Source organism: Piscinibacter defluvii, assembly GCF_004011805.1.
Classification (GTDB): Bacteria; Pseudomonadota; Gammaproteobacteria; order Burkholderiales; family Burkholderiaceae_C; genus Piscinibacter; species Piscinibacter defluvii.
Genome location: NZ_RCHJ01000014.1, coordinates 70,381 through 95,271, shown reverse-complemented (window position 1 = coordinate 95,271; position 24,891 = coordinate 70,381). Strand labels below are relative to the sequence as shown.

27 protein-coding genes are annotated in these 24,891 nt (G+C 71.9%); 24 read left to right on the top strand and 3 right to left on the bottom strand.

The genetic code is table 11. From position 1 onward, the window contains the following. The first annotated feature begins 7 nt into the window (after positions 1-7). Genes D9C15_RS21400 through cobA form a run of 7 tightly spaced genes read left to right on the top strand, consistent with a single transcriptional unit; the run spans position 8 to position 5,343 of the window. A complete protein-coding gene (locus D9C15_RS21400) occupies positions 8-397 on the top strand; it encodes an Hdr-like menaquinol oxidoreductase cytochrome c subunit (protein WP_128000503.1) in 390 nt (129 codons plus the stop codon). Then, on the top strand, positions 394-1,134 hold the full coding sequence (dsrO, locus tag D9C15_RS21395) for a sulfate reduction electron transfer complex DsrMKJOP subunit DsrO (RefSeq protein ID WP_128000502.1): 741 nt from the start codon (positions 394-396) through the stop codon (positions 1,132-1,134). Before D9C15_RS21400 ends, dsrO begins: the two co-directional genes overlap by 4 nt. A 2-nt stretch (positions 1,135-1,136) precedes the next feature. After that, entirely contained in the window at positions 1,137-2,324 is a 1,188-nt protein-coding gene (gene nrfD, locus D9C15_RS21390) for an NrfD/PsrC family molybdoenzyme membrane anchor subunit (RefSeq protein WP_128000501.1), read from the top strand. Next, complete coding sequence (locus D9C15_RS21385) at positions 2,321-3,775, top strand: cobyrinic acid a,c-diamide synthase CobB (protein ID WP_128000500.1); 1,455 nt, start codon at positions 2,321-2,323, stop codon at positions 3,773-3,775. Before nrfD ends, D9C15_RS21385 begins: the two co-directional genes overlap by 4 nt. Continuing rightward, positions 3,760-4,113, top strand: coding sequence for a TusE/DsrC/DsvC family sulfur relay protein (locus D9C15_RS21380; RefSeq protein ID WP_128000499.1), 354 nt, complete (start codon positions 3,760-3,762; stop codon positions 4,111-4,113). Before D9C15_RS21385 ends, D9C15_RS21380 begins: the two co-directional genes overlap by 16 nt. 14 nt (positions 4,114-4,127) lie before the next feature. Continuing rightward, complete coding sequence (locus D9C15_RS21375; RefSeq protein WP_128000498.1) at positions 4,128-4,469, top strand: hypothetical protein; 342 nt, start codon at positions 4,128-4,130, stop codon at positions 4,467-4,469. Positions 4,470-4,491: 22 nt separating this feature from the next. Next, positions 4,492-5,343, top strand: coding sequence for a uroporphyrinogen-III C-methyltransferase (cobA, locus tag D9C15_RS21370; protein ID WP_128000497.1), 852 nt, complete (start codon positions 4,492-4,494; stop codon positions 5,341-5,343). Here the strand turns inward: cobA and D9C15_RS21365 are convergent. Further along, complete coding sequence (locus D9C15_RS21365; protein ID WP_128000496.1) at positions 5,324-6,028, bottom strand: response regulator; 705 nt, start codon at positions 6,026-6,028, stop codon at positions 5,324-5,326. The genes cobA and D9C15_RS21365 overlap by 20 nt on opposite strands. Continuing rightward, a complete protein-coding gene (locus D9C15_RS21360) occupies positions 6,025-7,203 on the bottom strand; it encodes a GAF domain-containing sensor histidine kinase (RefSeq protein WP_205854868.1) in 1,179 nt (392 codons plus the stop codon). Before D9C15_RS21360 ends, D9C15_RS21365 begins: the two co-directional genes overlap by 4 nt. A gap of 261 nt (positions 7,204-7,464) precedes the next feature. On the opposite strand from D9C15_RS21360, the gene D9C15_RS21355 reads away from it, so the two are divergent. The 11 genes from D9C15_RS21355 to D9C15_RS21305 all read left to right on the top strand — a co-directional run bounded on the left by D9C15_RS21355 (position 7,465) and on the right by D9C15_RS21305 (position 18,858). Continuing rightward, entirely contained in the window at positions 7,465-10,374 is a 2,910-nt protein-coding gene (locus D9C15_RS21355) for a molybdopterin oxidoreductase family protein (RefSeq protein ID WP_128000494.1), read from the top strand. Beyond that, a complete protein-coding gene (locus tag D9C15_RS21350; protein WP_128000493.1) occupies positions 10,371-11,099 on the top strand; it encodes a 4Fe-4S dicluster domain-containing protein in 729 nt (242 codons plus the stop codon). The genes D9C15_RS21355 and D9C15_RS21350 overlap by 4 nt, the downstream gene beginning before the upstream one ends. Then, positions 11,096-12,022 carry a dimethyl sulfoxide reductase anchor subunit family protein gene (locus D9C15_RS21345; protein ID WP_128000492.1) on the top strand — a complete coding sequence of 309 codons (927 nt, stop codon included), beginning with the start codon at positions 11,096-11,098 and terminating at the stop codon, positions 12,020-12,022. The genes D9C15_RS21350 and D9C15_RS21345 overlap by 4 nt, the downstream gene beginning before the upstream one ends. Positions 12,023-12,027: 5 nt before the next feature. Then, positions 12,028-12,957, top strand: a complete 930-nt coding sequence (locus tag D9C15_RS21340; RefSeq protein WP_128000664.1) for a sulfite exporter TauE/SafE family protein — start codon at positions 12,028-12,030, stop codon at positions 12,955-12,957. Beyond that, positions 12,954-13,400 (top strand): hypothetical protein, encoded by a 447-nt coding sequence (locus D9C15_RS21335; RefSeq protein WP_128000491.1) that lies wholly within the window; start codon positions 12,954-12,956, stop codon positions 13,398-13,400. The genes D9C15_RS21340 and D9C15_RS21335 overlap by 4 nt, the downstream gene beginning before the upstream one ends. A 1-nt stretch (position 13,401) precedes the next feature. Then, positions 13,402-14,256, top strand: coding sequence for a universal stress protein (locus tag D9C15_RS21330; protein ID WP_128000490.1), 855 nt, complete (start codon positions 13,402-13,404; stop codon positions 14,254-14,256). After that, positions 14,253-14,891 (top strand): Rieske 2Fe-2S domain-containing protein, encoded by a 639-nt coding sequence (locus D9C15_RS21325; protein WP_128000489.1) that lies wholly within the window; start codon positions 14,253-14,255, stop codon positions 14,889-14,891. The genes D9C15_RS21330 and D9C15_RS21325 overlap by 4 nt, the downstream gene beginning before the upstream one ends. 79 nt (positions 14,892-14,970) lie before the next feature. Further along, entirely contained in the window at positions 14,971-16,272 is a 1,302-nt protein-coding gene (locus tag D9C15_RS21320; RefSeq protein WP_128000488.1) for an OmpP1/FadL family transporter, read from the top strand. A gap of 37 nt (positions 16,273-16,309) precedes the next feature. Continuing rightward, positions 16,310-17,590 (top strand): NAD(P)/FAD-dependent oxidoreductase, encoded by a 1,281-nt coding sequence (locus tag D9C15_RS21315; protein ID WP_128000487.1) that lies wholly within the window; start codon positions 16,310-16,312, stop codon positions 17,588-17,590. 48 nt (positions 17,591-17,638) lie between these two features. Continuing rightward, positions 17,639-18,421 carry a pentapeptide repeat-containing protein gene (locus tag D9C15_RS21310; RefSeq protein ID WP_205854867.1) on the top strand — a complete coding sequence of 261 codons (783 nt, stop codon included), beginning with the start codon at positions 17,639-17,641 and terminating at the stop codon, positions 18,419-18,421. Beyond that, the gene (locus tag D9C15_RS21305) at positions 18,418-18,858 is read left to right on the top strand and encodes a rhodanese-like domain-containing protein (protein WP_128000485.1); all 441 of its coding nucleotides are present in this window, start codon (positions 18,418-18,420) and stop codon (positions 18,856-18,858) included. Before D9C15_RS21310 ends, D9C15_RS21305 begins: the two co-directional genes overlap by 4 nt. Here the strand turns inward: D9C15_RS21305 and D9C15_RS21300 are convergent. Next, complete coding sequence (locus D9C15_RS21300; protein ID WP_128000484.1) at positions 18,846-19,091, bottom strand: HypC/HybG/HupF family hydrogenase formation chaperone; 246 nt, start codon at positions 19,089-19,091, stop codon at positions 18,846-18,848. The genes D9C15_RS21305 and D9C15_RS21300 overlap by 13 nt on opposite strands. 128 nt (positions 19,092-19,219) lie before the next feature. Here D9C15_RS21300 and D9C15_RS21295 point away from each other — a divergent pair, with 128 nt between their 5' ends. The 6 genes from D9C15_RS21295 to D9C15_RS21270 are packed head-to-tail and all read left to right on the top strand — an operon-like array spanning position 19,220 to position 24,884. After that, positions 19,220-19,696 carry a hydrogenase maturation protease gene (locus D9C15_RS21295; protein ID WP_164886805.1) on the top strand — a complete coding sequence of 159 codons (477 nt, stop codon included), beginning with the start codon at positions 19,220-19,222 and terminating at the stop codon, positions 19,694-19,696. Continuing rightward, positions 19,684-20,100, top strand: a complete 417-nt coding sequence (locus D9C15_RS21290; RefSeq protein ID WP_128000482.1) for a hydrogenase expression/formation C-terminal domain-containing protein — start codon at positions 19,684-19,686, stop codon at positions 20,098-20,100. The genes D9C15_RS21295 and D9C15_RS21290 overlap by 13 nt, the downstream gene beginning before the upstream one ends. Beyond that, complete coding sequence (locus tag D9C15_RS21285) at positions 20,093-21,172, top strand: hydrogenase small subunit (RefSeq protein ID WP_128000481.1); 1,080 nt, start codon at positions 20,093-20,095, stop codon at positions 21,170-21,172. Before D9C15_RS21290 ends, D9C15_RS21285 begins: the two co-directional genes overlap by 8 nt. Before the next feature lie 3 nt (positions 21,173-21,175). Beyond that, positions 21,176-21,835: a nitrate reductase gene (locus D9C15_RS21280; RefSeq protein WP_128000480.1), complete on the top strand. Its 660-nt coding sequence runs from the start codon at positions 21,176-21,178 to the stop codon at positions 21,833-21,835. Further along, positions 21,832-23,136, top strand: coding sequence for a (Fe-S)-binding protein (locus D9C15_RS21275; RefSeq protein WP_128000479.1), 1,305 nt, complete (start codon positions 21,832-21,834; stop codon positions 23,134-23,136). Before D9C15_RS21280 ends, D9C15_RS21275 begins: the two co-directional genes overlap by 4 nt. Positions 23,137-23,141: 5 nt before the next feature. After that, complete coding sequence (locus D9C15_RS21270) at positions 23,142-24,884, top strand: nickel-dependent hydrogenase large subunit (protein ID WP_128000478.1); 1,743 nt, start codon at positions 23,142-23,144, stop codon at positions 24,882-24,884. The last annotated feature ends 7 nt before the right edge of the window (positions 24,885-24,891 follow it).

Here is a 24,891-nt window from a genome sequence, read left to right as displayed (position 1 = left end):
CCAGCTCATGCGCCACCGCCTGGCGGTGTCGCTGGGCCTCGTGCTGCTGATCGCCGCCAGCGCGGTGCTGGCGCGCGAGCCACAGGGCCGCACGCCGACACCCGCCATCGAGCCGGCGAAAGCCGGCACACAGTGCGTCGCGCCGCCCGAAGTGATGCGGCGCGAGCACCCGAACCTGCTCAAGCATCAGCGCGACGTCACCGTGCACCGCGGCGTGCGCCAGGCGCGCGACAGCCTGCAGGGCTGCGTGGGTTGCCACGCCAGTGCCGCGACCGGCAGCGTCGCGCAGGCGAAGACCGATTTCTGCAGCAGCTGCCACGCCTACGCGGCGGTGCAGATCGACTGCTTCGAGTGCCACGCCAGCCGGCCGGCGCAGGCCGTGGCGGTGAAGCCATGACCAAGGGCTCGACCGAAGCGCTCGCCGGGCGCCGCAAGTTCCTCGGTCTGGCCGCGGCCGGCGCGGGCGGCGTGCTGCTCGCGCCGGGCATCCACCTGATCGAAGTCGCCCAGGCGGCGACGCCGGCCGTGACCTCCCGGGTGCGTTGGGGCCTGCTGATCGACACCACGAAGTGCAGCAGCGGCTGCACCGACTGCATCACCGCCTGCAACAGCGAGAACGGACTCGACCCGCGCCCCTCGCCGACCTCGGCGCAATGGATCCGCAAGGTCGAGATCAAGGAGATCCGCACCGGCCGCAGCGCCTCGCTGCCGGTGATGTGCCAGCACTGCGCCGAGCCGCCCTGCGTGGACGTCTGCCCGACCGGTGCCTCGTTCAAGCGCGCCGACGGCATCGTGCTGGTCGACCGCCACAGCTGCATCGGCTGCCGCTACTGCGTGATGGCCTGCCCGTACAAGGCACGCAGCTTCGTGCACGAGCCGGTGACGAACCAGAAGCCCGAGGTGCCGCGCGGCAAGGGCTGCGTCGAGGGCTGCACCTTGTGCGTGCACCGCGTCGACCGCGGCGGGCAGCCCGCCTGCGTCGAAGCCTGCGCGAAGGCCGGCCACCACGCGATGCTGTTCGGCGACCTGAACGACCCGGACAGCGCGATCTCGAAGCGCATCCGCGAGGTGGCGACGCGTCAGCTGCGTGCCGACCTGAAGCTCGATCCGGGCGTGCGCTACCAAGGGCTGTGACCATGGACCGCCAGGACTTCCAGCGCATCGAGCCGCGTGCCTTCTGGGCCCTGCTGGCCCTCGGCGGCGCGGTCACCGCGGCCGGCCTCTACGCCGCCCACACGATGGAACTGCACGGCCACGCCATCACCGGCATGACGAACCAGGTCGTCTGGGGCCTGCCGCATGTGTTCGCCATCTTCATGATCGTCGCCGCGTCGGGCGTGCTGAACGTGGCCTCGATCGGCTCGGTGTTCGGCCAGAGCGCCTACAAGCCGCGCGCGCCGCTGTCGGGCCTGCTGTCGCTCGCGCTGCTGGCCGGCGGCCTGATGGTGCTGATGCTCGACCTGGGCCGGCCCGAGCGTGTGATCGTCGCGGCGACGCACTACAACTTCAGCTCGGTGTTCGCCTGGAACGTGTTCCTCTATTCGGGCATGGCGGCCATCGTCGGCATCTACCTGTGGACGATGTTCGAGCGGCGCATGAACCGCTATTCGAAGGCCGCCGGCATCGCGGCGCTGCTGTGGCGCTTCGCGCTGACCACCGGCACCGGCTCGATCTTCGGCTTCCTGGTGGCGCGCCAGGCCTACCAGTCGGCGGTGCTGGCGCCGCTGTTCATCGTGCTCTCGTTCGCCTGGGGGCTGGCGGTGTTCCTGATCGTGCAGTCGACCCTGTACGCCTGGAACGGCCAGGCGCTGCCCGAGGCGGTGCGCGCCCGCATGGCGCGGCTGCTGGGCGTGTTCGTCGCCGCGGCGCTGTACCTGGTGGCCATCTACCACGGCACCAACCTGTACTTCGCCAGGCAGGGGGCGTTCGAGGCCTTCATCCTGCTCGGCCGCGGCGACGCGCTGGGCATCTACCCGGCGCTGTTCTGGGGCGGCTACGTGCTGATGGGCGCGCTGCTGCCGATGGCGCTGCTGTTCCACCCGCGCGGCGTCGGCCCGAACGCGATGCTGCTGGCCAGCGCGATGGTGGTGGCCGGCGCGTTCGCGCTGCTGTTCGTGTTCATCGTCGGCGGCCAGTCGTTCCCGCTCGAGATCTTCCCCGGCCACGAGGTGACGAGCAGCTTCGCCGACGGCCAGGTGGAGCTCTACACCCCGCGGGCACCCGAGTGGCTGCTCGGCTTCGGCGGCCTGGGCGCAGCCTTCGTGCTGACGCTGATCGGCGTGCGCGCGCTGGACGTGCTGCCGCACGACGAGGCGCTGTCATGAACCCGGCGCTGCTGGTTTCCGCCGCGCACAAGAGTTCGGGCAAGACCACGCTCACGCTCGGCCTGGCCGCCGCGCTGGCCGCGCGCGGCGAGGTGGTGCAGCCGTACAAGAAGGGCCCGGACTACATCGACCCGATGTGGCTCACGCGGGCCGCCGGCCGGGCCTGCGTCAACCTCGACCCGCAGCTGATGGACTGGGACGAGATCGCCGAACTGTTCGCGCAGCACCTGCGCGGCGCGACGCTCGGCCTGGTGGAGGGCAACAAGGGCCTGTACGACGGCCTGGCGCTGGACGGCAGCAACAGCAACGCGGCCCTCGCCTCGCGGCTCGGCCTGCCGGTGCTGCTGGTGCTCGACGCGCGCGGCATGACGCGCGGCATCGCACCGCTGATCCTCGGCTACCAGGCCTTCGACCGCGACATCCGCATCGGCGGCGTGATCCTGAACCAGGTCGGCGGCAGCCGCCACGAGGCCAAGCTGCGCGCCGTGATCGAGCACTACACCGACGTGCCGGTGCTCGGCGCGGTGCCGCAGGACGAGGTGCTCGCGCTGCCCGAGCGCCACCTCGGCCTGATGCCCGAGCGCGAACTGGGCGACGCCGCGCAGCGCGTGCGTGCGATGGGCGAGCGCATCGCCGGCTGCGTCGATCTGGCCCGGGTGCGCGACCTGGCCGCGACGCGCCGCCACGAGGACGTGGCCGCCCCCGCCGCCGACGCGACGCTGCGCCCGGCCAGCGAGCCGCTGCGCATCGGCATCGCGCGCGACAAGGCCTTCGGCTTCTACTACCCCGACGACCTGGCGGCCCTGGAGGCCGAAGGGGCCGAGCTGGTGCCTTTCGACACCCTGGCCGACCGCTACCTGCCGCCGGCACTCGACGGCCTGTTCATCGGCGGCGGCTTCCCCGAGCTGTTCATGGACGAACTGGAGGCCAACGCGGCGCTGCGCGGCGCGCTGCAGCGCGCCATCGTCGACGGCCTGCCGGTCTATGCCGAATGCGGCGGCCTGATGTACCTGGCGCGCTCGATCGCCTGGAACGGACGCCGCGCGCAGATGGTCGGCGTGATCCCCGGCGACGTGGTGATGTGCAAGCGCCCCGTGGGGCGCGGTTACGTGCGGGTGGAGGAGACCGCCGAGTTCCCCTGGCAGAGCGAGCACGACGAGCCGATGCTGCGCCAGGGCCACGAGTTCCACCACTCGCGGCTCGACAACCTGGACCCGTCGGTGCAGTTCGCCTACCGCGTGCAGCGCGGCCACGGCATCGACGGCTGGCACGACGGCGTGCTGGTGCACCGCGTGCTGGCCAGCTACACCCACCTGCGCCACAGCGGCGGCACCGACTGGCCGCGCCGCTTCGTCGCCCACCTGCGGCACGTGCGACAACTTCGCGCCGAGGCCCGGGCGGCCGAGGCGCCGCGCCAACGTGTCGGAGGGGCGGCATGGTCGACACCCTGAACGACACCGTGCGCGTCGGCAACCGGCTGATCGAGGTCGATTCGGAAGGTTACCTGCGCCGCCTCGACGACTGGTCGGAGGACTTCGCCCGTGCGCTCGCCGCGCGCGAGGGCCTTGCGCTGACCGAGGCGCACTGGGAGCTGATCCGCTTCCTACGGGCCTACTGGGCCGAGCACGGCGTGCAGCCGCAGGTGCGCGTGATGATCCGCCACTTCAGCGAGCGCTGGGGTGCCGAGCTCGGCAGCAACCACCACCTGCACGAGATGTTCCCGCGCGGCGGGCCGCAGAAGCAGGGCAACCGCCTGGCCGGCCTGCTGCGGACCAAGGGCGAACACTGAAGGAGACCGGCACCATGTTCACGCTCACCTCCCCAGCCGCGGCACGCATCCGCGCGGCGGCCGTCGAAGGCGGCATGGCGGAACTCGCGCTGCGCGTGGCCGCGCGCCGCGAGGCCGACGGCTCGATCACCTACGGCATGGGCTTCGACGAGCCCGGCGACGGGGAACAACCCGCGCTGCTGAGCGACGGCGTGACCGTGCTGATCGCAAGTGCCTCCCGGCCGCTGCTGCAGGACACCGAGCTCGATTTCGTCGAGCTCGAGCCCGGCCAGTTCGGATTCGTCTTCGTGCCCCAGGCGACACCCCGGCGCAGCGGCTGCGGCAGCTGTGGCGGCGGCAGCTGCGGTACCTGCTGAGCCCCTTCAAGGACGCACTGCCATGAACGCCCGCATCGACTTCCCGCGCGCCCTGTTCGACACCGCGTGCGCGCCGCGCCCCGGCAAGGTCTACCTGGTCGGCGCCGGCCCGGGCGACCCGGAGCTGCTCACCATGAAGGCAGCACGCCTGCTGGCCAGCGCGGACGTGGTGGTGATCGACCACCTGGTCGCGCCGCCGGTGCTCGCGCTGATCGGCGCGCAGGCCGAGCGCATCCACGCCGGCAAGCAGCGCAACCACCACACGCTCAAGCAGCACGAGATCAACGCGCTGCTGGTGGCGCTGGCGCGCCAGGGCCGGCAGGTGGTGCGCCTGAAGGGCGGCGACCCCTTCGTGTTCGGCCGCGGCGGCGAGGAGATGCAGGAGCTGGTGGCCGCCGGCATCGAGTTCGAGGTGGTGCCGGGCATCACCGCCGCCTGCGGCGTGTCGGCCTATGCCGGCATCCCGCTGACGCACCGCGACCATGCGCAGAGCTGCACGCTCGTCACCGGCCACCTGAAGGACGGCAGCGCCGAACTCGACTGGGCCGGCCTGGCCCGCCCGCGCCAGACCGTGGTGATCTACATGGGGCTGACCGCGCTGGCGCAGATCTGCACCCGGCTGATCGAACACGGCCTTGCGCCGGCGCACCCGGCCGCGGTGGTGCAGCAGGGCACGACGGCGGCGCAGCGCGTCGTCACCGGCACGCTGGCCGACCTGCCGCAGCGCGTGGCCGAAGCCGGGCTGGAATCGCCCTGCCTGACCATCGTCGGCGAGGTGGTCACGCTGCGCGCGAAGCTCGACTGGTACGGCGTGCAGCCGGCCGCGCTGCCGGCGGCGGCCGCCGCCTCCGACCTCAGCGCGGCGTTCGCCTAGCGCCTTCGACCAGGCTGGCGCTGCCGGGCGGCGCCACGCGCTGCTCGACGGCGAACACCGCCGCCTCGACGCGCGAGTTCAGGTTCAGCTTGGTCAGGATGTGCCGCACGTGCAGCTTCACCGTGTCGTGGCTGATGTCGAGCGCGCGTGCGATGGTCTTGTTGCTCTCGCCGCGCGCCAGGTGCTCGAGGATCTGCCGCTCGCGCTCGGTCAGTGTGGACAGCAGGTCGCGCCGCTCGCCCTCGCCGGCGCCGGCCTGCAGCATGTGCGCCAGCTTGAGCGTGAGCGCCGGCGCCACCGCCAGCTCGCCGCGCGCGGCGCGTCCGATCGAGGCGATCACCTCCTCGGGCTCCATGTCCTTGAGCAGGTAGCCCTTCACGCCGGCCCGCAGCGCGGCGGCCAGGTCGTCCTGCGAGTCGCTCATGGTCAGGATCACCGCCGGCGTCTGCACACCCTCGGCGCGGATGTGGCGCAGCAGGCTCAGCCCGTCGGTGGTGGGCATGCGCAGGTCGAGCACCACCAGGTCGGGCTGGTGCTCGCGCAGCAGCGGCACCACGCGGGTCGGGTCGCCGGTGGCCGCAGCCACCTGCATGCCGCCACGGTGCTGCAGCAGGTCGGTCAGCCCGTTGCGGCACAGCGAGTGGTCGTCGACCAGGATGACCTTCAGCGGCCGCTCCTCGTTCACGACGCCGCCCCCGCGCCCGCGTTCCAGGCCAGCCGCACCCGGGTGCCACCGCCGGGACGCGGCCCGATCGTGAACTCCCCGCCCACGCGCTGGGCGCGCTCGCCCATGATGCCGATGCCGAAATGCGAGCCCTCGTCGCACTGCTCGTCGGCCGGGCGCGGGCCGACGCCGTCGTCCTCGACCCGCAGCTCGAAGCCGACCGGTCCGCCGGCGATGCTCAGCCAGGCGTGGCGGGCCTGCGAATGGCGCTCGATGTTGGCCAGTGCCTCCTGCACGATGTGGAACACCTCGGTCTGCGCCTCCTCCGACAGGCTCAGCGGCAGGCCCGCGTTGGCGTAATGCAGCTCGATCGTGCTGCGCTCGCGAAAGCGCGCCACCAATGCCTGCAGTGCGTGGGCCAGGCCGCGCGGATCGATGCGCTTGCGGAAGTGGGTGACGATCTCGCGCAGGCTGCCGTGCGCCTCGCCGACGGCCTGGCGCACGTCGGCCAGGTACTTCAGCGCGTGCGCCTCGTCGCACTCGGCCACCGCGTCCTGCAGCAGCGGCAGGCGCATCTTCACGAAGGTCAGCGTCTGCGCGATCGAGTCGTGGATCTCGGCGGCCATCATCTGGCGCTCGTGCATCACGGTGGCACGCAGGCTCTCCGCCTCCAGGCGTGCGTTGTCGAGCGCGAGCCCGAGCAGTTCGCCGACCGAGCGCAGCATGGCCATCACCGGCGCCGGCGGCTCCACGTCGTCGGCGAAGAACAGGTTGTAGACGCCCAGCACGCGGCCGCGGCGCTGCAGCGGCACGGCCAGCAGGCGCAGGCAGGCGCCGCCGAAGAAGGCCTCGCCGCCGCGCGCGGCGCAGGCGCGCAGGTCGGACGACCAGACGATGCGCTGCGTGTCGGTGGCGTCGCCGCAGCTGCCGCAATGGCGGTCGACCGTCGCCTCGCAGCGGTGCACCGTGCCGGGCAGGCCGACCTCGCTGACCAGCTGCAGCCGCTCGCCGCTGTCGCTCAGCAGGCGCACCGCGCCCGCCTGCGCGCCGGCCAGGGCGACCATCGGCTCGAGCAGGCGGTCGAGCAGGCCGCGCAGGTCGCGTCCCTCGGCCAGGCCGGCGGCGAGCTGCACGAACAGATCCGCGCCGCCGCCGACCGGCGGCGCGGCTCCCGTGTCGGGCCGAGGCGTGACCATGACGCGCGCATTCATCCAGCCGGCATTGAAGCGCGTCAAGCGCCGGCTGTCATCGGCAACAACCCCATACCCACCACCGTATCACGCCGCGGGTTGAGGAATCTCAACCGAAAGCATCGCCGCAGGGCCCGTGGAAGCGCATTACCCAGATGGGTAGGTGGTCATTACCCGTCCCGGTAATAGACGCTGCGGGGGCCGCCTGCGCCTAATGAAGTCGCTGTCCGGACCGGATGTATCCGGTGGGCCGCACCACGCTCCACGATGCCGCCCACCCCTCTCCACGACCCGACGGCCGCGCCGGTGCCCGACGCGCGCACCGAGGTGCGCACCACCACCTGCTACATGTGTGCGTGCCGCTGCGGCATCCGCGTGCACCTGCGCAACGGCGAGGTGCGCTACATCGAAGGCAACCCCGATCACCCGTTGAACAGGGGCGTGATCTGCGCCAAGGGCTCGTCGGGGATCATGAAGCAGTACTCGCCGGCGCGGCTGACCCTGCCGCTGCGGCGCAAGCCCGGCAGCGAGCGCGGCGCGGGCGAGTTCGAGGAGATCTCCTGGGACGAGGCGTTCTCGATGCTCGAGGAGCGCCTGCGCCACCTGCGCGCCACCGACCCGAAGAAGTTCGCCCTGTTCACCGGGCGCGACCAGATGCAGGCACTGACCGGGCTGTTCGCGCGCCAGTTCGGCACGCCCAACTACGCGGCGCACGGCGGCTTCTGCTCGGTCAACATGGCCGCGGGCATGATCTACACGATCGGCGGCTCGTTCTGGGAGTTCGGCGGGCCCGACCTCGAGCGCGCGAAGCTGTTCGTGATGATCGGCACCGCCGAGGACCATCACAGCAACCCGATGAAGATGGCGCTGGCGAAGTTCAAGCGCCAGGGCGGCAAGTTCATCGCGATCAACCCGATCCGCACCGGCTACGCGGCGATCGCCGACGAGTGGGTGCCGATCAAGCCGGGCACCGACGGGGCGCTGCTGCTGGCGCTGATCCACGAGATCATCGCGCTCGGCCTGTACGACCGCGAGTTCCTGGCGCGCTACACCAACGCCGGCCAGCTGGTGAACCAGGACGAGGCCAGCGACGAGTTCGGCCTGATGCTGCGCAACGCCGAGGGCGACGTCGTCAACCCGCTGCGGCCGCACAACTTCTTCTGGTGGGACCGGCTCACCCACCGGCCGGTGGGCGACCACACCGAAGGCACCGACCCGGCGCTGCTCGGCCGCTACGCGATGCCCGACGGCACGCCGGCCGTGCCCGCCTTCCAGCTGCTCGAGGAGCGCGTGCGCGAGTACACGCCGGAGTGGGCCGCGGGCATCACCGGCATCCCGGCGGCGACCATCCGCCGCCTGGCGCACGAGATGGGCATCACCGCGCGCGACCAGAAGATCGAGCTGCCGATCGCCTGGACCGACTGCTGGGGCCAGGCGCACGACACGGTCACCGGCAACCCGGTCGCCTTCCACGCGATGCGCGGCCTGGCCGCGCACAGCAACGGCTTCCAGACCATCCGCGCGCTGGCCATCCTGATGAGCCTGCTGGGCACCATCGACCGGCCCGGCGGCTTTCGCCACAAGGCGCCCTACCCGCGCGCGGTGCCGCCCAACGCGCGGCCGCCGAAGGGGCCCGAGGCCGTCAGGCCCGACACGCCGCTGAACGGCGCGCCGCTGGGCTGGCCCGAGAGCCCGGACGACCTGTTCGTCGACGCGGCCGGCGAGCCGGTGCGCATCGACAAGGGCTTCAGCTGGGAGCACCCGCTGTCGGCGCACGGGCTGATGCACAACGTCATCACCAACGCCTGGCGCGGCGACCCCTACCGCATCGACACCCTGCTGATCTTCATGGCCAACATGGCCTGGAACTCGACGATGAACACGTCCGAGGTCCGCAGGATGCTGAACGACAAGGACGAGAGCGGCGAGTACCGGATCCCGTTCCTCGTCGTCTGCGACGCCTTCCACTCGGAGATGACGGCGTTTGCCGACCTGCTGCTGCCCGACACCACCTACCTCGAGCGGCACGACTGCATGTCGATGCTGGACCGGCCGATCAGCGAGTTCGACGGCCCGGTCGACTCGGTGCGCATCCCGGTGCTGCCGCCCACCGGGCAGTGCAAGCCCTTCCAGGAGGTGCTGGTCGAGCTGGCCTCGCGGCTGAAGTTCCCGGCCTTCGTCAACGCCGACGGTTCGCGCAAGTACCGCGACTACCCCGACTTCATCGTCAACTACGAGACGGCGCCCGGCTCGGGCATCGGCTTCCTCGCCGGCTGGCGCGGCAAGGGCGGCGAGAAGGCCATGCGCGGCGAGCCCAATCCGCGCCAGTGGGAGATGTACGCCAGGAACAACTGCGTCTTCCAGCACCACCTGCCGCCGTCGCTGCAGTACATGCGCAACTGGAACCAGGGCTACATGGACTGGGCACAGCGCTGCGGCCTGCGGCGCGACCGCGATCCGATCGTCATCCACCTGTACTCGGAGTTCCTGCAGCGCTTCCGCCTCGCGGCGCAGGGCAAGCATCCGGGCAAGCAGCCGCCGCAGCGCTTGAAGCAGCGCGTGGCGACCTACTTCGACCCGTTGCCTTTCTTCTACGCGCCGCTCGAGCAGCAGGCCACCGACACGCAGACCTACCCGCTCAACGCGGTGACCCAGCGGCCGATGGCGATGTACCACTCGTGGGATTCGCAGAACGCCTGGCTGCGCCAGATCCACACCCACAACTTCCTGTTCGTCAACACGCGCACCGCGCTGGCCGCGGGCATCGCCGACGGCGCGTGGATGTGGGTCGAGTCGCCCTGGGGCAAGGTGCGCTGCCTCGCGCGCCACAGCGAGGCCGTCGAGCCGGGCACGGTGTGGACCTGGAACGCGATCGGCAAGCAGCGCGGCGCCTGGCACCTCGACGCCGGCGCCAACGAGTCGCGTCGCGGTTTCCTGCTCAACCACCTGATCCGCGAGGAGCTGCCGGGAGGCAGCGACGGCACCACGCTGTCCAACTCCGACCCGGTCACCGGCCAGGCCGCCTGGTACGACGTGCGTGTGCGCATCTGTCCGGCGTCGCCCGAGGAGCCGGCCGAGAGCTGGCCGCAGTTCGAGGCGATGCAGCCGGTGCCGGGCATGCCGGAGCCACCGAAGCGGCGCGGCTGGATGGCCGGACGCAGGAAGGTCTCGTCATGACCCAGTTGGCCCTGGTCATCGACCTGAACGTCTGCGTCGGCTGCCATGCCTGCGTGACGAGCTGCAAGCAGTGGAACACCTCCGGCTCCGCGGGCCCGCTGACCGACGACAACCCCTACGGCGAAGACCCGACCGGCAGCTTCTTCAACCGCGTGCAGACCTTCGAGGTCGGCCAGTTCCCGAACACGCAGACGGTGCACTTCCCGAAGAGCTGCCTGCACTGCGAGGACCCGCCCTGCGTGCCGGTGTGCCCGACCGGCGCGAGCTACAAGCGCGCCGAGGACGGCATCGTGCTGGTCGACTACGACAAGTGCATCGGCTGCAAGTACTGCAGCTGGGCCTGCCCCTACGGCGCACGCGAGCTCGACGAGGAGCGCCAGGTGATGACCAAGTGCACGCTGTGCGTGGACCGCGTCACCGACAAGACCCTGCCCGAGGCGCAGCGCAAGCCGGCCTGCGTGCTGGCCTGCCCGGCCGGCGCGCGCCTGTTCGGCGACATCCACGACCCCTGCTCGACGGTGTCGGTGGCCATCAACGAACGCGCCGGCTACCCGCTGATGCCCGAATGGGGCACGCGCCCGGCCAACCACTACCTGCCACGCCGACGCACGCAGATCACGCTGCATGCCGAGGACCTGCAGCGCCAGGACAACCCGCTCAAGCTCGACGGCAAGCACCCCGAGCCGGCACACCTCGAACCCGGGCGCGAGGACTACGCGACATGAATCCGGCCTTCTCGGTGATCTTCCTCACCGTGCTGATCGGCGCCGGCCAGGGGCTGTTCCTGGCCCTCTACGCCGGCGAGCTGGCGGGCTTTGGCGCGGCGCCGGACGAGCGGCTCACCCTCGCGCTCGGCGCGCTCGTGGCACTCGTGCTCACCGGGCTGGGCCTGGTGGCCTCGTTCTTCCACCTCGGCCACCCGGAGCGCGCCTGGCGCGCGGCGGCGATGTGGCGCACCTCCTGGCTGTCGCGCGAGGTGATCGCCCTGCCCGCCTTCATGGCGGCCTGCGCCGCCTGGGGCGGCGCCCAGGCGCTGGCAATGCCGGGCACGCGGCTGCTGGGCGCGCTGGCCGCGCTGCTGTGCCTGGCGCTGTTCATCTGCACCGGTATGGTCTACGCGTCGATCCGTTTCCTGCAGGAATGGGCCAGCCCGCTGACCTTGCTGAACTACACGCTGATCGGCTGCGCCTCGGGCAGCTTGCTGGCCGCGCTGCTGGCCAGCCTGCGCGCCCCGGCGATCGCGCCGGCGCTGGCGCTCGCCGCGCTGGTGCTGACGCTGGCGGCGCTGGTCGGGCGCGCCGCGGCGCTGCGGCGCAACGCCCGGCTCAAGCCGCGCTCGACGCTGCAGAGCGCCATCGGCATCAAGCACCCGGCCATCCGCCAGCGCGCGCAGGGCTTCATGGGCGGCTCGTTCAACACGCGCGAGTTCTTCCATGGCCGCAGCGCCGGTGCGCTGCGCAACGTGAAGTGGTTCTTCCTGGCGGCGGGCTTCGCCGCGCCGGCGCTGCTCCTGGCGCTGGCGCCGGCCTCGCCGGGCGTGCTGCTGCTGGCGGCGGTGCTGCAGTCGACCGGGCTGCTGGCCGAGCGCTGGTTCTTCTTCGCGCAGGCCAACCACCCGCAGAACCTCTACTACCAGGCGGTGTCGTGACACGCATGCGCTGCGCCCTGCCTGCCGCGCTGCTGCTGGCCCTGGCCGCCGCGCCGGCCCATGCCGCGACCGGCGCGCTCGGCGCCGGCATGCCCTGGTGGGGCTGGCCGCTGGCGCTGTTCCTGGCCTGCTTCGTGATGGGCATCGTCGCGGTGCCGGCGGGCATCGGCGGCGGCACGCTGTTCGTGCCCATCGTCGGCGGCTTCTTCCCCTTCCACCTCGACTTCGTGCGCGGCGCCGGGCTGCTGGTGGCGCTGGCCAGCGCGCTGGCGGCCGCGCCGGTGCTGCTGCGCGGCGGGCTCGCCAGCCTGCGCCTGGCCCTGCCGTTGGCGCTGCTGGCCTCGGCCAGCTCGATCGGCGGTGCGCTGCTCGGGCTGGCGCTGCCGGTGGCGGTGGTGCAGACCACGCTCGGCCTGATCGTCCTGGGCATCGTGGCGCTGATGGCCGTGTCGCGCCGGGCCGAGTTCCCGGTCGTGCCGGCGCCGGATCGGCTGTCGGCCGCGCTCGCGCTGCACGGCGTGTTCGTCGACGGCGCGACGCGCAACCGGGTCGACTGGCAGGTGCACCGCACGCTGCCGGGGCTGGTGCTGTTCCTCGGCATCGGCGTGCTGGCCGGCATGTTCGGCATCGGCGCGGGCTGGGCCAACGTGCCGGCGCTGAACCTGCTGATGGGCGCGCCGCTGAAGGTTTCCGCCGGCACCTCCGGGCTGGTGCTGTCGCTGGTCGATTCGTCGGCGGCCTGGGTGTACGTCAACAAGGGCGCGGTGCTGCCGATGATCGCCGTGCCCTCGGTGGTGGGCATGATGCTCGGCGCCCGCATCGGCGCGCGCCTGCTGGACGTGCTGCGCGGCGCCGTGATCCGTCGCCTGGTGATCAGCGTTCTGCTGTTCGCCGGCGCGCGCGCGCTGCTCAAGGGCACGGGGGTGTGGCCGTGAAGCCGGTCGAGCCCGGCGCGCTGAAGGTCGATCCGCGCAGCATCGTGCAGCCGCCGGAGCAGCTGCGCTACGCACGCTGGCTGGAGGCGGGCACACGATTCGGCCTGGCCGCGCTGGTGCTGATCTTCCTCGCCTACGGCCTGGGCCTGACCGAGCCGCACGTACCGCACTCGCGCCTGCCCGAGGTGTGGAACCTGCCGGTCTCGCAGTTCCTCGTGGCCACCGGCCTGCCCTCGGGCTGGGGCTGGGTGGCGCATGCGCACCGCGGCGACATCGCCAACCTGATCGGCATCGCTGTGCTGACGGGTGCCTCGCTGCTGGCGCTGCTGTCGCTGCTGCCGCTGTACCTGCGGCGCGGCGAGCGTCTGTACGCCGCGCTGTGCCTGGCCGAGGTCGCGGTGCTGCTGCTGGCGGCCTCGGGCGTGCTCACGACGGGGCACTGACATGCCCCACGCCTTCACCCGGCTGCTGCTGGCCACCGAGCACTCGGAGCACGATGTCGGCGCCGAGACGCTCGCCTTCGCGCTGGCGCGCCGCTGCAGCCTGCCGCTGGCCGCGGTGCTGCCCATCCTCAGCAACCCCGAGTACGAGACGCTCGCGCCGCAGCTCGCCGCGCACGCCGAGGCCCAGGCCGGCGTTCGCCTGCAGGCCCTGCAGGCGGACGCGCAGCGGGCCGGCGTGGCGCTCGAGGTGCAGGCACGGCGCGGTCCGGAGCCCTGGGTCGAGATCGTCGAGGAGGCACGGCGCCTGGCCAGCGACCTGATCGTGATCCGGCGCCGCGGCAGGCGCGGCCTGCTGGCCAACCTGCTGGTCGGCGAGATGGTGCGCAACGTCGTCGCGCACGCCCCCTGCAGCGTGCTGGTGGTGCCGCGCGCCGCGGCGATGTGGCAGCGCCGCGTGCTGGTCTCGCTCGACCCGACCAGCCCCGACATGACGCCGGTGTCGACGGCCGCGGCGATCGCCGCCGAATGCGGCCTGCCGCTGTCGGTGCTGGCGGTCGCCGGTCCGGCCGCGGAGGCGATGCAGCACGCCGAGCGCGCGTTGCAGCAGGCCTGGTCGGCGGCGCGCGGCTTCGGCGTCGCGGTCGACGCGGCCACGCGCGTGGGCCGGCCGCACGAGCAGGTGGTCGCCGGTGCGAAGCAGCTCGGCGCCGACCTGCTGGTGATCGGCCGCCACGGCAGCGACAGCCTGGCCCATGCCTGGCTGGGCGGCGTGGCGCAGAAGGTCATCGGCCTGGCCGAGCAGCCGGTGCTGGTGTGCATCACCCCCTCGCCCTCCTCCACAGGACCCCGGACATGAGCGACGCCCTCGCCTACCTCGTCAAGGCCCGCCCCGATGCGCTCGGCCACTACTTCAAGTTCCTGAAGGAGTGCGGCAAGCACCTCGACCCGAAGACCCGGAACCTGATCTCGGTGATCACCAAGGTGCACGCGCAGACCGAGCGCGGCTTCAAGCAGTACGTCAACCGCGCGCTGCGCGAGGGCTGCACGCCGATGGAGGTGCTCGATGCGCTGCTGATGGCCTTCCCGGCCCTCGGGCTGGCGAAGATCGTCTGGGCCGCCGACCTGATCCTGGCGATGAACCTGCCGGGCTTCAGCCCCGAGGCGCTGCACGGCGAATCGAGCTGGCACGACCTGCTCGGTGCCGACGAACTGCCCCCCGGCCAGACCCGGCGCGTCGAGTGCGATGGGCGCGCCGTGTTCGTGCACCGCACGGGCGACGGCGGCAGCGACGACTGGCACGTGTACGACAGCCGCTGCCCGCACCAGACCACCGACATCCCGCACCTCGCGCTGCAGGGCACGCGTCTCACCTGCCCGAAGCACGAGTGGGCCTTCGACATCCGCAGCGGCCGGTGCGTCGCCAAGGGCGACACGCCGCTGATGCGCTGGGAATGCCGCGTCGAGGGCGGTCGCGTGCAGGCGCGCTGGTGACCCCCCCGAGTTCCACCGACCGACCCGATACCGATCCGACACCGACCACGACCACGACCACGACAACAGGAGACACACCATGAACCGCCTTCGTTACGCGCCCGCCGCGCTCGCCCTCGCGGCGGCGCTGGCCGCCGGCCCGGCACTCGCCACCAACGGCTACTTCCCGCACGGCTACGGCATCCGCGCCAAGGGCATGGGCGGGGCCTCGGTCGCGATGACCGAGGACGCGATGGGCGGCGCCAACAACCCGGCCAGCATGGTCTGGGCCGGCCCCCGCCTGGACCTGGGCGTCGACCTGTTCTCGCCGCGGCGCGACGCGCAGCGCAGCGGCGCCGGCGTCGCCTCGCTGAACGGCTCGGTGGACAGCGACAGCAAGCTCTTCTACGTGCCCGAGCTCGGCTACAACCACCTGCTCGGCAGCGACCTGGCGCTGGGCGTCACCGTGTACGGCAACGGCGGCATGAACACCGACTACCCGCAGGGCCCGTTCCAGTGCCCGAACAGCCCGACCACGGTGGCACCGGGCAACATGCTGTGCGGCAGCGGCGGGCTCGGCGTGGACCTGATGCAGCTGGTGGTCGCGCCGACCGTGTCGTACAAGCTCAACCCGAGCCACTCGGTCGGCGTCTCGCTGCTGCTCGGTTACCAGCAGTTCGAGGCCCACGGCCTGCAGGCCTTCGAGAACATCCCGAACTTCAGCAGCGCGCCGGGCAGCGTCACCAACCGCGGCTACTCGCGCTCGCACGGCTTCGGGGTGCGCCTGGGTTACCTGGGACGGCCGATCGACTCGCTGACGATCGGTGCCGCCTACGCGCCGAAGATGAACATGAGCGCCTTCGAGGAGTACAAGGGCCTGTTCGCCGGCGGCGGCGACTTCGACATCCCGGCGCACTACGCGATCGGGCTGGCCTTCACGCCGACGCCGGCGCTGACCGTCGCGTTCGACTACCAGCGCATCGAGTACAGCGGCGTGCCCTCGGTGGGCCGCGCCAGCCTGCCGCAGGGCCAGCTGGGCGCCCCGAACGGCCCCGGCTTCGGCTGGAAGGACATCGACGTCTTCAAGCTCGGCGTGCAGTGGCGCGCCAGCCCGGCCTGGACGCTGCGCGCCGGCGTGAACCACGGCGACAACCCGATCGAGTCCGCCGACGTCACCTTCAACATCCTCGCGCCGGGCGTGATGACCACGCACTACACGGCCGGCTTCAGCTGGGCCATGGACCCGGCCAACGAGCTGACGGCCGCCTTCATGTATGCGCCACGTCAAAGCGTGAGCGGCACCTCGCTGTTCAATCAGCTGATGGGACCGGGCGCCGGCGGAAGCGAGACCATCCGCATGCGGCAGTACTCGATCGGTCTTGCCTGGAGCCGCCGCTTCTGAACCCGGCGCGGCGCGCCACGCACAAAGGAGACACCGCATGGCCCACATCGTGATCATGGGCGCCGGCCTGGGCGGCATGCCTGCCGCCTACGAACTGCGGGCCCTGCTGCCCCCGGAACACCAGGTGACGGTGGTGAACCCGAGCGACACCTTCCAGTTCACCCCGTCCAACCCCTGGGTCGCGGTGGGCTGGCGCGAGCGCTCGGTGGTCACCTTGCCGATCGCGCCGATGCTCGAGCGCAAGGGCATCCGCTTCGTCGCCAGCGGTGCCTCGTCGATCGACCCGGCGGCCAACCGGGTGACGCTCGAGAACGGCCAGTCGCTGGAATACGACTACCTGGTGATCACCACCGGCCCGAAGCTCTCGTTCGACGAGGTGCCCGGCGCCGGTCCGCACGGCGGCCACACGCACTCGATCTGCACCGTCGGCCACGCCGAGATGTTCTGGGCCGAGTACCAGAAGTTCCTCGAGGCGCCCGGGCCGATCGTGGTCGGCGCGATGCCGGGCGCGAGCTGCTTCGGCCCGGCCTACGAGTTCGCCTTCATCCTCGACGCCGACCTGCGCCGCCGCAAGCTGCGCCACAAGGTGCCGATGACCTACGTCACCGCCGAGCCCTACATCGGCCACCTCGGCCTGGGCGGCGTGGGCGACAGCAAGTCGATGCTCGAGAGCGAGCTGCGCGGCCACGACATCAAGTGGATCACCAGCGCCAGGACGACCAAGGTCGAGCCCGGCACGCTGTTCACGACGCAGCTCGACGACCAGGGCAAGGTGGTCAAGGAGCACGAGGTGCCGTTCAAGCTGGCGATGATGCTGCCGGCCTTCAAGGGCGTGGACGCGGTGGCCGGCGTGGCCGACCTGTGCAACCCGCGCGGCTTCGTGCTGATCGACGAGCACCAGCGCAGCAGGAAGTACCGCAACATCTTCTCGGCCGGCGTGTGCGTGGCGATCCCGCCGGTGGAGGCCACGCCGGTACCCAGCGGCGCGCCCAAGACCGGCTACATGATCGAGACCATGGTCACGGCGATCGCGCACAACATCGCCGACGAGCTGGCCGGCAGGCCGGCCACCGCCAAGGGCACCTGGAACGCGATCTGCCTGGCCGACATGGGCGACACCGGGGCCGCGTTCGTTGCGCTGCCGCAGATCCCGCCGCGCAACGTCAACTGGTTCAAGAAGGGCAAGTGGGTGCACTACGCCAAGATCGCCTTCGAGAAGTACTTCATGCGCAAGATGAAGACCGGCAACTCCGACCCGATCTACGAGAAGTACGTGCTCAAGGCGCTGGGCATCGTGCGCCTGGCCGATCGCGGCTAGACTGACTGCCGCCGCCGCTGTCCTGGCGGCCCACCTGCGGGGGTGCCCTTGCTGCGGTTCGTGCTCGGTGCCGTGCTGGTCGCGACGGTCGCGCTCGCCGCGCCGTGCGCGCGGGCGGCCGAGCTGGGCGGCGACGAACTGCGCACCCGGCTGACCCGGGCCAGCGCAGCCGAGCCGCTGGTGCTCGACGGCAAGGACCTGTCCGACCTGGACCTGAGCGGGCTCGACCTGCGTCACACGCGCCTGCGCGGCGCCAGCCTGTTCGGAGCCCGGCTCGTCGAGGCCGACCTGCGCGGCGTCGATCTCGAAGGCGCCAACCTGAACGGCGCCTGGCTGATGGGCACGGACTTCAGCGGCGCGAACCTGCGCCGCGCCAGCCTGCTGTCGGTGGTGATCCTCGGCGGGGCGGTGAAGAAGATGCCGGTGTTCCGCGGCGCGCGGATGGCCGGCGCCCGCATCATCGCCGACCTGCCCGGCGCCGACCTGTCCGGTGCCGACCTGAGCGGCGCGACGCTGGGGGTCAACATCCGCAACCAGGGCATGGGCCAGATGCGCACCGACCTGTCGGGCGCGCGGCTGGCCGGCGCGTCGCTGGCCGGGGCCGACGTCAACCGCACGCTGATGTCCTTCGCCGACCTGCGCGGGGCCGACCTGCGCGGGGCGAACCTCTTCCGGGTGAAGCTCGCCGGCGCCGACCTCACCGGCGCCCAGCTCGCCGGCGCGGACTTCACGGAGGCCGATCTCGATGGCACGATCCTGCGCGAGGTCACCGGCCTCGAGCAGGTGCGCGGCCTCGACCGCGCCGAGAACGCCGAACGCAGCATCCGATGAACGACGCCCCACCGCCCGCCACCACCGCCCCCGGCCTGGAGATCAGCCTGGGTTCGGCCCTGGAACTCTGCAGCCTCGGGCTGGCGACGATGATCGACATCCGCCAGTCCTTCGAGATCGAGCTCAAGGGCGCAATCCCCGGCACCGTGCACGTGCCGCTGTTCGAGGTGAAGCGCCTGCTCGGCCACGCGCTGAGCGAGGACGAGCAGGACATCCTGGACGCCGGCAAGCCCAAGGACATCGACGTCCAGACCTTCTTCACCACCATCAACCGCCTGCACCACGCGCACGACCACCTGCTGCTGTGCGTGTGCAACAGCGGCCGGCGCAGCGTCGCGGCCGCGGAGCTGCTGCGCTCGCTGGGCTACCCGAAGGCGCTCTCGGTGGCGGGCGGCTTCCAGGCCTGGAAGAAGCTGCAGAGCGCTCAGCCGGTCTGAGCAGGGGCGGCCTCGGCCGCCAGCATCTCGTCGTACAGCGCCCAGACGGCCAGCGCCTCCTCGGCCGGCAGCACCTGCATCGCGGTGCCCAGGTGCACCACGAGGTAGTCGCCCGGCCGCACGCCCTGGTCCTGCAGCATCAGCAGGCTGACCGAGCGCTCGCTGCCGCGTGCGTCGCAGCGTGCGCTCAGGCCGTCGACCTCCAGCACGCGCATCGGAATGGCCAGGCACATCGTCTCGCTCCCTCGGTGGGCCGCTGAACGGTAGTGCGCCGCGGGTGCTCGGATGCTGAGCAGCGTCAATGCCGGCCCGCCCGCAAGGCATACCCTGCAGGGCATCTGCAACCACCCCCGGGGGACCCATGGCGCAGCGCACACCGGGCGTGCTCGTGCTCGGACTCGGCAACCGCCTGCTCGGCGACGACGCGGCCGGGCCGCTGGTCGTGGCCGCGCTCGCGGCCGGTGCGGGCCTGCCCGGGGCCGTGCTGCGCGACGGGGGCACGATCGGCCTGAGCCTGCTGCCGGAGATCGAGGACGCGGCGGCACTGGTGGCCGTCGACGCCGCCGAGCTGGCCGCCGCGCCCGGCAGCGTGCAGGTGTTCGAGGGCGCCGCGATGGACCGCGAGCTCGGCGGGCGCAAGCGCAGCGCGCACGAGGTCGCACTCTTCGACCTGATGGCCGCGGCCGAGCTGAGCGGCTGCCTGCCGGCGCGCCGCGCGCTGGTGGCGGTGCAGCCGCAGAGCTGCGCGCTGGCACTGGCGCCGACGCCGGCGGTGGCGCAGGCGATCCCGGCGTTGTGCGCCACGGTGCGCGAACTGGTGGCGCGATGGAACCGCTGAAGCCCGCGCCGCCGTCCGGCCCGGCCGCGCTCGCCGTGCTGCGCGAGGTGGCCCGGCTGCTCGATGGCCTGGCGGCCGATCCGGCCTCCGACCACACGATCGACCTGCGCAGCCTGCCGCTGGCCGACGCCGACCGCGCCGCGCTGCACGCGTGGCTCGGCCAGGGCGAGGTCGACGCGATGCTGCAGGCGGCCGGCACGACGCGGGTGCAGGAGACGGCCTACGCCGGCGTCTGGTGGGTGCGCCATGGCGACGAGCACGCGCCGGACGCGCTAGAGCAGATCGTCGTCGCGCGCGTTCCGGCGCTGCTGCCGGCCCACCCGCAGGACATCGTCGCCTCGGCCCGGCGCCTGGCCGACGACGTTGCAGCGCCCACCCCGACCGAGGAGAACTGCGATGGCTGAGACACGCGTCCTGGGCGAACTGCTGCGCGAGCGCGGCGTGTCGCGCCGGGCCCTGCTGAAGTACGCGGGCTGGATCGGCTCGCTGATGGCCCTGCCGCCGAGCCTCGCGCCGGCCATGGCCGAGGGGCTGGCGCAGGCACGCCGCCAGGCGGTGATCTGGCTCTCGTTCCAGGAGTGCACCGGCTGCACCGAGTCGCTGACGCGCAGCTTCAGCCCGACGCTGGAGGAGCTGATCTTCGACTTCATCTCGCTCGACTACCACCACACGCTGCAGGCCGCGTCGGGCGAGGCGGCCGAGGCGGCGCGGCGCCGGTCGATGCAGGAGAACGCGGGCAAGTACATCGTCGTGGTCGACGGCTCGGTGCCCGTGGCCGACGGCGGTGTCTACTCGGTGATCGCCGGCCAGAGCAACCTCGACATGCTGGCCGAGACGGTGTCGCAGGCCGCGGCCGTGGTGGCGGTGGGCACCTGCGCCGCCTTCGGCGGGCTGCCCGAGGCGCGTCCCAACCCGACCGGCGCGGTGCCCATCGCGCAGCTCGTCAAGGACAAGCCGGTGGTCAACATCCCCGGTTGCCCGCCGCTGCCGCAGGCGATGGCCGGCACGCTGGTGCACCTGCTGTCCTTCGGCCGGCTGCCCGAGCTCGACGCGCTCGGCCGGCCGCGGGCCTTCTTCGGCGAGACCATCCACGACCGCTGCTACCGCCGGCCGTTCTACGAACGCGGCCTGTTCGCGCACCGCTTCGACGACGAGGGCGCGCGCGAGGGCTGGTGCCTGTACGAACTGGGCTGCAAGGGCCCGGTGACCTACAACGCCTGCGCCTCGCTGAAGTGGAACGGCGGCGTGTCGTTCCCGATCCAGTCGGGCCACGGCTGCATCGGCTGCTCCGAACCGCGCTTCTGGGACCGCGGCGGCCTGTACCGGCCCCTGTCCACCGGCACCGCGGACACGCGCAAGGTGATCGGCATCGCCGCGGCGGCCGGCGTCGCGCTCGGTGCCGGCTCGGCGCTGCTGGCGCGCCGGCGCCAGGCGGAACACGCGCAACAGGCCACGGCCGAGAAGAAGGAGACCTGAGCCATGGACCTGCTCGACTTTGCCCGCGGCCCGGCCCTGACGGCGGCACTCGCCGTCTTCGTGCTCGGCACGCTGTGGCGCCTGGCCGGCGTGCTGCTGCTGCCGCGTCTGCGCGACCGCTCGCCCGCGCGCGAAGGCGCGCCGCCGCCCCTGCTGGGCGCGCTGGGCACGGTGCTGCGCAAGATGTGGCCGCGGCCCGAGTTCGCCCAGGCCACGCGTTTCATGACGATCAACAGCTACGTCTTCCACCTCGGGCTGGCGGTGGTGGTGTTCGGGCTCGCGCCGCACATCCTGTTCATCCGCCAGCTGCTCGGGCTGCACTGGCCGGCGCTGCCGAGCAACCTGGTCTACGCGGTCGGCGTGGTGACGCTCGCCTCGCTGCTGGCGGTGCTGGTGCGGCGCCTCACGCACCCGGTGATGCGCCTGCTCTCGCACGTCGGCGACTACCTGAGCTGGCTGATGACGGTGCTGCCGGTGGCCACCGGGCTGCTCGCCAGCGCGCACCTCGGCGCACGCTACGAGACGCTGCTGGCCCTGCACGTGCTGAGCATCGCGGCCTTCCTGATCTGGTTCCCGTTCGGCAAGCTGATGCACGCCTTCCTGTTCGTGTTCTCGCGCGGCGCCACCGGCATGCGCTTCAGCCACCGCGGGGTGAAGGTATGAGCACGACCACCACCGCCAAGCCGGGCTTCGACAGCCAGGGCACGCAGAGCGACGAACAGCGCGTCGACGCCGCGATGCACAGCTTCGTGCGCGAGTTCGGCGTGACCGCCGCGCTGCACATGGAAAGCTGCGTGCGCTGCGGGCTGTGTGCCGAGGCCTGCCACTTCCACCTCGTCACGCGCGACCCGAAGTACACGCCGGTGCACAAGCTCGAGCTGTTCCGGCGCGCCTACTTCCGCGAGGCCTCGCCGTTCGCGCCGCTGGTGCGCGCGCTCGGCCTGGTGAAGAAGCCGAGCCTCGCCGAGCTGCAGCAGTGGCAGGAGCTGATCTACGACTCCTGCACGATGTGCGGCCGCTGCACGCTGGCCTGCCCGATGGGCATCGACATCGCCGAGCTGGTGAAGGAGGCACGCCACGGCCTGTTCAAGGCCGGGCTCATTCCCGAGCGCCTGGCGCTGATGGACCGCACCGCGCGGCAATGGGGCAGCCCCGCGACACCCGCCGAGGACCTGCCCGACATCCTGGCCGAGGTGGCGCAGGAACATGGCGTCGAGATCCCCTGCGACCTGCCGCAGGCCGACATCCTCGTGACGGCCGCGCCCGCCGAGCTGGGCGACCACACCAAGGCGCTGGCCGACGCGGCGAAGATCCTGAACCGCATCGGCGCCCGGTGGACCATGCACCAGGGCGGCTTCGACGCCTCCAACATCGGCTTCAACAACGGCGACCTGGAACTGCAGGAACGGCTGACGCGCGCGATCGTCGACACCGCGGTGAAGATCGGCGCGAAGACCGTGCTGCTGCCCGAGTGCGGCCACGCCTACGGCGCGGCGCGCTGGGAGGCCGCGAAGTGGTACGGCGCCGCGCTGCCGGTGCGCATCATCCACATGACCGAGTTCCTCGACGAGCAGCTCGCCGCCGGCACGATCCGCGTGAAGCCGATCGGCGACAGCGCCACTTTCCACGACCCCTGCCAGATCGTGCGGCGCGGCGGGCTCGAGGCGGCGGCGCGGCGCGTGCTCGCCGCGCTCGGCCTCGAGCTGCGCGAGCTGCAGGATGCCGGCGTGGCCGGCTTCTGCTGCGGGGGCGGCGGCGGCGTGGTGTCGAACCTGCGCGCCGCACCGCTGCGCGCCAAGGTGTTCGCGCTGAAGAAGGCGCAGGTGGAGGCCACCGGCGCGCAGCGCTTCGTCACGAGCTGCGGGCAATGCCGCATCACGCTCGAGCAGGGCGCCAAGGCGGCCCACTGGGACCGCAAGACCGAGAGCCTGCTCGAGCTCGTGGCCGACAACCTGACCGAGTGAACACCATGAGCAGACGTGTCGTCGTCGACCCCATCACCCGCATCGAGGGCCACCTGCGCATCGAGGCCGAGACCGCGGCCGACGGCCGCATCACCGGCGCGTGGAGCTCCGGCACGATGGTGCGCGGCATCGAGCTGATCCTCCGGGGCCGCGACCCGCGCGAGGCCTGGGCCTTCGCGCAGCGCATCTGCGGCGTCTGCACGCTGGTGCACGGCATGGCCTCGATCCGCGCGGTGGAGGATGCGCTGCAGTGGCGCATCCCCGCCAACGCGAACCTGATCCGCAACCTGATGGTGGCCGCGCAGCACGTGCACGACCACGTGATGCACTTCTACCATCTGCACGCGCTCGACTGGGTCGACGTCGTCTCGGCGCTGAAGGCCGACCCGAAGGCCACCTCGGCGCTGGCGCAGTCGATCTCGGGCTGGCCGAAGTCCAGCCCCGGCTACTTCGCCGACACGCAGAAGAAGCTGCGCCAGTTCGTCGAGCAGGGGCAGCTCGGCATCTTCGCCGGCGGCTTCTGGGGTCATCCGGAGTACAAGCTGCCGCCCGAGGCCAACCTGATGGCGGTGGCGCACTACCTCGAGGCGCTGGCCTGGCAGCGCGAGGTGGTCAAGCTGCAGGCGATCTTCGGCGGCAAGAACCCGCACCCGAACTTCCTGGTCGGCGGCGCGGCCAGCCCGATCAGTGCGGCGCCGGGCAGCGGCGGCGCGGCGGCCACCACGCTCAACGTGGTCACGCTCGGCGAGCTGCGCCAGATCATCCAGTCGATGCGGACCTTCGTCGACCAGGTCTACCTGCCCGACACGCTGGCCATCGCCGGCTTCTACAAGGACTGGTTCGCCCGCGGCGAGGGCCTGGGCAACTTCCTCACCGTGGGCGACTTTCCGTCGGCGGGCGGCAGCGACCCGTCCAGTTGGCTGATCCCCTCGGGCGTGATCCTCGGCCGCGACCTGCAGGCGATCGAGCCGGTCGACCTGCGCGATCCGCAGCAGGTGCAGGAGTTCGTGGCGCATTCCTGGTACGAGTACGCCGGCGGCAAGGCCCAGGGCCTGCACCCGCATGCCGGCGAGACGAAGCTCGCCTACACCGGGCCCAAGCCGCCCTACGAGCAGCTCGACGTGGAAGGCGGCTACTCCTGGCTGAAGTCGCCGCGCTGGCGCGGCAAGGCGGTGGAAGTGGGGCCGCTCGCCCGCCTGGTGATGCTCTATGCCAAGGGCCACGAGCCGACCCGCGCGCTGGCCGACCAGGCGCTGCGCACGCTCGAGCTGCCGCTGGCGGCGATCTTCTCGACGCTCGGGCGCACCGCCGCACGTGCGATCGAGTCCAAGGTGTTCGCCGACCAGATGACCGGCTGGCTCGACCAGCTGATCGCCAACATCAAGGCCGGCGAGCTCTCGGTGCACAACGACGCGCTCTGGGAGCCGTCGCGCTGGCCGCGCGAGGCCAAGGGCGTGGGCTTCATGGAGGCGCCGCGCGGCGCGCTGTGCCATTACGTGGTGATCAAGGACGGCCTGATCGACAACTACCAGGCCGTGGTGCCGAGCACCTGGAACGCCGGCCCGCGCGACGCCACCGGCCAGCCCGGCGCCTACGAGGCCGCGCTGATGGACCGCCACCACCTGCACGACCCGAAGCAGCCGCTGGAGATCCAGCGTACGGTGCACAGCTTCGACCCCTGCATCGCCTGCGCGGTGCACGTGCTCGATCCGCAGGGCGAGGAGCTGACGCGGATCCGGGTGCGCTGAACGCCCG